5 protein-coding genes and 2 pseudogenes are annotated in these 7,041 nt (G+C 66.9%); 6 read left to right on the top strand and 1 reads right to left on the bottom strand.

Translation table 11 applies throughout. The features are described from left to right. Positions 1-558: 558 nt before the first annotated feature. The 3 genes and pseudogenes from AC07EJ_RS35465 to AC07EJ_RS35455 all read left to right on the top strand — a co-directional run bounded on the left by AC07EJ_RS35465 (position 559) and on the right by AC07EJ_RS35455 (position 3,115). A pseudogene (locus tag AC07EJ_RS35465) lies at positions 559-1,531 on the top strand (integrase core domain-containing protein). Positions 1,532-1,884: 353 nt separating this feature from the next. Next, positions 1,885-2,715 (top strand): transporter substrate-binding domain-containing protein, encoded by an 831-nt coding sequence (locus tag AC07EJ_RS35460; RefSeq protein WP_389488581.1) that lies wholly within the window; start codon positions 1,885-1,887, stop codon positions 2,713-2,715. A 268-nt stretch (positions 2,716-2,983) separates the two neighbouring features. Continuing rightward, complete coding sequence (locus AC07EJ_RS35455) at positions 2,984-3,115, top strand: hypothetical protein (protein WP_389488584.1); 132 nt, start codon at positions 2,984-2,986, stop codon at positions 3,113-3,115. A gap of 172 nt (positions 3,116-3,287) precedes the next feature. Here AC07EJ_RS35455 and AC07EJ_RS35450 read toward each other — a convergent pair. Further along, positions 3,288-4,555: pseudogene (locus AC07EJ_RS35450) on the bottom strand (glycosyl hydrolase family 95 catalytic domain-containing protein); the annotation flags it as partial. A 118-nt stretch (positions 4,556-4,673) separates the two neighbouring features. Between AC07EJ_RS35450 and AC07EJ_RS35445 the strand changes: the two are divergent. From AC07EJ_RS35445 to AC07EJ_RS35435, 3 genes are all read left to right on the top strand, one after another. After that, complete coding sequence (locus AC07EJ_RS35445; RefSeq protein WP_478885813.1) at positions 4,674-5,414, top strand: helix-turn-helix domain-containing protein; 741 nt, start codon at positions 4,674-4,676, stop codon at positions 5,412-5,414. 67 nt (positions 5,415-5,481) lie between these two features. After that, positions 5,482-5,907, top strand: a complete 426-nt coding sequence (locus AC07EJ_RS35440; RefSeq protein WP_478885812.1) for an Arm DNA-binding domain-containing protein — start codon at positions 5,482-5,484, stop codon at positions 5,905-5,907. Between the two features lie 30 nt (positions 5,908-5,937). Beyond that, positions 5,938-7,005: an integrase core domain-containing protein gene (locus AC07EJ_RS35435; protein WP_389481203.1), complete on the top strand. Its 1,068-nt coding sequence runs from the start codon at positions 5,938-5,940 to the stop codon at positions 7,003-7,005. Positions 7,006-7,041 lie beyond the last annotated feature (36 nt).

The following is a 7,041-nucleotide window of genomic DNA, read 5'->3' as shown; positions in this document are numbered from 1 at the left end:
GTGCCACGACGCGTGGGATGTCGGCCGCGTCGCCCGGCCCGGCGCTCTGGCAGGGCCGAAGATCACTGCGCCATGATGATCGGCTGTGCTGCTACAACTGGCGTACCTGGGTGTGACGAACGCGTTCGCGATGCTGCGACTGCTGCCGATGAGTGAACAAGAGAAGACCGTCGAGATCCTGGCGTTACGCCATCAGCTCTCGGTGCTGGAACGGTGTCGGCGCCTGAGTAATTCCCCCACATGGGCAGGTTGAGCACTGCGTAATTCCCCCACTGGTTGCGGCGGGTGACGGGCCGCCCGACTGGAGAGTGTGGGGCTGGTCCGGTCGGTCAAGGGCGCCTACGGCGGCGCTTCGCGCTGGGCATGCGCCCACCCTGGACAGCCCTGACCAGCCTGAACGACGGTCTGGCTATCGGGCGGCCCGAGAGTCCTGGCGCCGCGGGAGACGAGGAGCAGCTCCCCTGCGCTCCGGGGCGCGACGGAGGCAGCTCCTCCATCCCCAGGTCCCATTCCATGAACTTTCCCCGGGGGAATTACGGCACCGTCGACAAACGGCAGATGAGTGGGCAGCGGGTGCGGTTCCAGGCAAGTGACCGGGCCTTCCTGGCGGCGCTGCTCCACCAGCTGCCGACGCAAATGCTGGGCCGGATTCGGTTGCTGGTGCGGCCGGACACGGTGCTGCGCTGGCACCGCGACCAGCTCGCCCGCCGCCACGCCGCCCGGTCCCGGCCGACGCGCGGAGGCCGACCCCTCACCGTCCACTCCGTCCGAGGCCTGGTGCTTCGCCTGGCGAAAGAGAATCCGACTTGGGGATACCGGCGCCTGCACGGCGAACTCCTCGTCCTCGGCGTAGAGGTGGCCGCATCCACAGTCTGGGAAATATTGAAAGAGGCCGGGATCCCGCCGACGCCCGAGCGTGCCTCCACCACCTGGGCCGACTTCCTGCGCTCTGAAGCGGACGCACTCCTCGCATGTGACTTCTTCGAGACCGTCACCTTGTCCGGGGCCCGGCTGTACGTGTTCGCAGTGATCGAGCACACCAACCGGCGGATCCGGATTCTCGGCGCGACCACACATCCCACCGCGTCCTGGGTGACCCAGGCCGCGAAGAACCTCGTCATGGACCTCGAGGACGCCGGATGTCAGGCGCGCTACATGATCAGAGATCGGGACGGGAAATTCCCCGCACGGTTCGACGCGATCCTCAAGGACGCGGGCATCGAGGTCGTGCTCACCGGGGTCCGCATGCCCCGCATGAACTCCATCATGGAAAGGTGGGTGCAAACCTGCCGACGCGAGCTGCTGGACCGCACGCTGATCTGGAACCAGCGCCATCTGCTCCACGCGCTACGCGAGTTCGAGACGTTCTACAACGAGCACAGGCCGCACCAGGGCATCGCCAACGCCCGCCCACTACACCCACTCCCCCAACCGACCACCGACCACCGACCCCAAGCAGATCACCCGCCTCGACATACGCAAACGCCACCGACTCGGTGGCCTCCTCAACGAGTATGAACATGCCGCGTGACCTGCCCGGATGAGGTTATCGGCAAGGGCAGGGCCAGGTGGCGTCGGTCTGGTTGCCCATCGCGTCGTAGGCGTAGGTCTCGCTCCAGTCCGCCGCGCGCACGGCGGTGACGCGGCCCGCGGGGTCGAGGTCAAAGCGGCGCGGGCCGGCGTGGAGGTCGTCGATGCCGGTGAGGTGTCCGTCGGCGCGGTGTGTAGTAACGGCGCCTCCATGCGCGTCATGCTCCTCCGTCCCAGGTAGGACGCGTCCCGCCCGGCTCAGCCTTCCCGACCCGTGGACACCGTCTTCACCTGCGTGAACTCTTCTGCCAGGGTAATCACTTCATCCTGCAACCATTGTGCCGAGGAGTCGCGATGAGCCGCCACGCGTCCAGACAACGTGCTGCCACCCTGTCCGCCCTGGTCTGCCTGCTGGCCGTGACCGCCGCCGCGCCCGCCGCGCCATCGGCGGCGGACCGCCCCGCGAAGAAGCAGCAGCAGAGCCTGCTGGACGCCGTGCCGAAGTCCAAGGTGCTGCGCGTGTGCACCACGGGCGACTACCGCCCGTTCACGTACAAGGACCCGAAGGACGGTTCGTACAGCGGCATCGACATCGACATGGCCCAGGACCTCGCGAAGAGCCTGGAGGCCAAGGCCCGTTTCGTGGACACCACATGGGCGAATCTCACGAAGGACCTGGCGGGCGGGAAGTGCGAAATCGGCGTCGGCGGCGTCTCGATCACGCTTCCCCGCGCCCGCCAGGTGTACTTCAGCGAGCCGACCCGCGAGGACGGCAAGACACCGATCGTGCGCTGCGCGGACAAGGACAAGTACCAGACGCTCAAGGACATCGACCAGGCCGGGACGACCGTGGTCGTCAACCCGGGCGGCACGAACGAGCAGTTCGCCCGCGCGAACATCAAGCAGGCCACCATCAAGGTCCACCCGGACAACACCACGATCTTCGACGAGATCGTGGCGGGCCGGGCGGACGTGATGATGACCGACGCGAGCGAGACGCTCTACCAGGCGAAGCTCCACCCCGAGCTGTGCTCGGTCCACCCCGACAAGCCGTTCACGTTCGCCGAGAAGGCGTACGCGACGCCGCGCGGCGACCGCGACTTCCAGGAGTACGTGACCCAGTTCGTGCATCTGGCGACGCACGACGGGACGTACGCCAAGTACGAGGCGGAATGGATGAGTTGAGCCGAGTCGCGCTCTACAGGGCACCATCACGGTCACCCGGCTCGACCGGCTCTTCTACTCCGTCCAGAACCTCATCATCGTGGGATCGAACGCGACTTGATCCGCCATGGCAGATAAGTCAAGACGTCCCCTCAGAGAGCTTCGCCAAGGCGAGGCAGTCCAAGCAATGATCACTAGTCACGAGCCATGGGGCCTCACAGCAGAGCTCAACGGATACGAGCCCGTGGACGCCTCGCTTGATTTGAATCGCCGTGGCAGCGAGCCGGGAGTGAAGCGACTCGCGCAGGAGCTGCCGCCTGTGGGGGCGACCGTCGCCCTCGTCATAGGCAAGCTGCGGGCGTGGGACCACAAGCCGGGGATATGGGTGGACCTCACGGCGCCCAGCCCCGGCGAAGGCTGATCATGTCCCCTGCATGCCCGATCAAGCGGGAACCTTCGGGGAACAAGGCTCATACTCGGTGGGTGGACATACGGGTGAAGACCTTCGTGGCTGAGGCCAGGAGCCGATTCGGTGTGAGTGTTCGGGGCGGTCTCTTCGCGGGCGTCCCGCACTTCACCGCCGGTGGGGCGGTTCAAGCGGCAGGGGTGCCGGGGAGAAGGGTGGCGCGATAAGTGTGGCCCGCGCGGGCTTCGAAGGTGATCCGGTCACCGTCGTGACGGGTTGCGATCCCCGAGCCGGTGGTGAGGTCGAGCAGTGCGGCGGATGGGAACAGGTTGCAGCGGACTGACAGCGTGCTGGATCGGTCTGCCGACAGGATCAGTTCGGTGGCAGTGCCCGCGTGCCACCGGATTGTGGCAGTGAGCCCGCCGCGGGCCCGCAGGCCGGTTACCGAACCGTCGGGCCAGGCGTCGGGCAGCGCGGGCAGGATGTCGACGACGTCGAGGTGGCTCTGCAGGAGCATCTCGGCGATTCCAGCGGTGGCTCCGAAGTTGCCGTCGATCTGGAACGGCGGGTGGGTGTCGAGCAGATTGGCCAGGGTGCTGTGGCGCAGCTGTTGGGCGAGCATGGTGTGAGCCTGATTCCCGTCCCGCAGTCGCGCCCAGAGGTGGATCTTCCATGCCTTGCTCCAGCCGGTCCCGCCGTCTCCCCGCGCAGTGAGCGAGACGCGTGCCGCGTCGGCAATGGCCGAGCCTGCGGCGATCTGTCGGCCAGGATGGAGAGCGAACAAATGGGAGGCGTGGCGGTGCGTGCTGGCGGGATCGTCGCGATCGGTCCGCCATTCCTGGAGCTGGCCCAGGACCCGATCCGCAGACCGGGATCGAGCAGAGCCAGGGTCTCCCGCAGTCGGGAGCGCAGGGCAGGGTCGGCGTCGAGGATCGCAGCGGCTTCCAGGGTGCCGGTGAGCAGGTCCCAAATGATCTGTTGCGCCATGGCTGTGCCGGCCACGTGGGTGCCGTGTTCCGGCGAAAAACTGGGCGAGGCAACGAGGGTGCCGTCGGCCCGATCGGTGTGAAGGTTCACCAGCCAGAACTCGGCCGCCTCACGCATGGCGGGGTAGGCACGCTCGCGCAGGAAGGCGAGGTCGCCGCTGAAGCGGTAGCTCTCGTAGAGGTGCTGGACGAGCCAGGCTGCGGCCTCCGGGAACCAGAAGGCGGTGGGCCAGTCGTGCACTCCAGTGAACCCGAAGGGCGTGGTCTCGTTATGGACGACCCATCCCGCGCTGCCGAACAGGGAGCGGGCGCTTTCGCGGCCGGACGCGCGCAAGGCCTCGATGAAGTCGAACAGCGGCGTCGTGGTCTCGGCAAGGCCCGTCGTCTCGGCCGGCCAGTAGTTCATTTGCAGGTTGATATTCGTGTGATAGTCCGCACCCCATGGCGGGTTGGCGGAGTCGTTCCACACTGCGGGTGCCGATAAACCATCCGCCCAGGTCGCGGCCTCGGTCGCCGATCTCCGCCCTTCGCCCGACGGCCGCCCGGTGTCTTCACGTGCCCAGGCCACCGCGGCATCATGATCTATCGTGCTGCTGCGTCTGGCCTACCTCGCCACGACCAACACCCTGACGCTCCTGCACCTACTGCCGTTGAACGACCGCGACAAAGACATCGAGACCCTCGCCCTGCGGCACCAACTGCTCGTGCTGCAGCACCAGGTCGGCAAGCCCGGCTTCACGGACACCGACGATCCTCGCCAGCCTGCTCCACCACCCCCGATGGACAAGCTGCGAAACCTCCTACTGCTCGTACAACCCCAAACGAACCCGCGGTGGCACCTCGACCTGCTCAAACGGCACCATGCCGCCACCTGCATGCCAAAGCGGCGCGGGCGCCCGCCAACCGTCCACTCAATCCGCGCCCTGGTCCTGCCCCTCGCTCACGAAAATGCCTCACGGGCGCACCGCCGGAACCACAGTGAACTTGCTGCGCTCAGCATCAAGGTCGCCGCCTGGACCATCTGGGAGATCCTCAAGCAGCACGGCATCCCACCCGCGCCCGAACAGCACAGCACGACCTGGGCCGACTTCCTGCGCAGCCAGGCCGACGCGCTGGCCGCCTGCGACCTCTTCGAGACCCACACCCAGACCGAGGCGCGCCGGTACGTCTTCACGGTCATCGAGCACCCCACGAGGCGCATCCGGATCCTGGGCGCGACCGCCCACCCCACGGCGGGCTGGATAGTGCAGCTCGGACGCAACCATGAGGGTCAGGGGATTCGAACTGACTGCACCGCAGCCCCACAGAGCGCCGTCGTTATCCATTAGGTGCACGCCACCTCAGACACGGGCATGCCCATAGCACCTACTCAAGCACCTCGCGAGGGGCGCCACCATGAACCACAACAGGCATTCTCCCGGCCGCATTTACCGACGATGCGGCTGCCACGGCAAACACGGCAAGCAGCTTGGACCTCGCTGCCCCCGGCTGGCTGCCGATCCGCGCCACGGGAGCTGGGCCCTGGCCATCGACGTACCCCGCACCATCGACGGACGCCGACGCACCCTGCGCCGCAGCGGATTCACCACCCACAGCGAAGCCGAGACCGCACTCGCAAAGATGCGCCAGAACCTGGCCGCCGGGCTGCGCCCCGACCCCACCGAAACTGTCGCCGCCTACCTGCTCGACTGGCTGCAGACCGTCGGGCCCCGACTGCGCCCGGCGACCCTGGCCCGCTACCGCGCCTACATCGACACCCTCGCCCGCACCCTGTGGGGTTCCAGAACCCGGCCTGGCCCGGTGAACAGCAGCGATGGGTAGAGCAACGCGCGCCGGGAAGGATCTCGGACTGTGTCGCTACATCTGCACTACCTGGTCTTCACCCGGCTGCTCGGCTGGCTGGCGCTTCTCTGCCGCTCCTCAGCGTCCAAGGACATTGAGCTGCTGGTGCTGCGGCACGAGGTCTCGGTACTGCGCCGCACGAACCCCAAACCACGCTTCGACTGGGCCGACCGCGCCTACCTCACCGCCCTGATCCAACAGCTACCCCGGCAACTGAGACGGCACCGTCTCATCACGCCCGACACGATTCTGCGGTGGCACCGCCGGCTGGTGACGAAAAAGTGGACGTACCCGAACCGGACGGGCCGCCCGCCGATCGACCAGGCGATCGCCGCCCTCATCGAACAACTCGCCCTGGAGAACACCTCATGGGGATACCAGCGCATCCAGGGTGAGCTGCTCAAAATCGGTCACCGCGTGGGTGCTTCGACGATCCGCAGGATCCTCAAGTCCCGGAAGGTACCCCCGGCACCGGAACGGCAGACCGATACGACGTGGCGGCAGTTGCTGCGCACCCAGGCCTCGACCATGCTCGCCGTCGACTTCTTTCACGTGGACTGCGTGGTCTCCCTGCGCCGACTGTATGTGTTCTTCGCTCTGGAGGTCGAAACCCGGTACGTGCACATCCTCGGCGTGACCTCCCATCCGGACGGGCCGTGGACCACACACCAGGCCCGGAGTCTCCTGATGGACCTCGGCCACCGGGCATCCGAGTTCGCCTTCCTCGTACGCGACCGGGCCAGCCAGTTCAGCAAGTCATTCGACATGGTCCTCGCCAGCGAGGACATCAAGGTCGTGAAGATCCCTCCGCGGTGCCCTCAAGCGAATGCGTATGCGGAGAGGTTCGTGCGCACCGTCCGCTCCGAGGTCACCGACCGGATGCTCCTCTTCAGCCAGCGCCACCTACGCACCGTGCTGAACGAGTACGCCCAGCACTACAACGGACGAAGACCCCACCGCGGACGCCAGCTCCAACCGCCCCGGCCCGACCACCCCATCGCCGACCTCTCTCACGAGCGGATCAAGCGCCGACCGATCCTCGGAGGCCTTATCAACGAGTACGAGGGCGCGGCGTAGAGATGCAGGTCATCGCCAGTAGCCGAGTTCTGGAAC

Source organism: Streptomyces sp. NPDC045026 (genome assembly GCF_056432625.1).
The sequence above is the reverse complement of the archived record's forward strand: the minus strand, read 5'-3'. Positions and strand labels throughout refer to the sequence as shown.

Coding starts and splice junctions, on each gene's coding strand:
- AC07EJ_RS35460 (WP_389488581.1), top strand. CDS start 1,885: ATGAGCCGCCACGCGTCCAGACAACGTGCTGCCACCCTGTCCGCCCTG.
- AC07EJ_RS35440 (WP_478885812.1), top strand. CDS start 5,482: ATGAACCACAACAGGCATTCTCCCGGCCGCATTTACCGACGATGCGGC.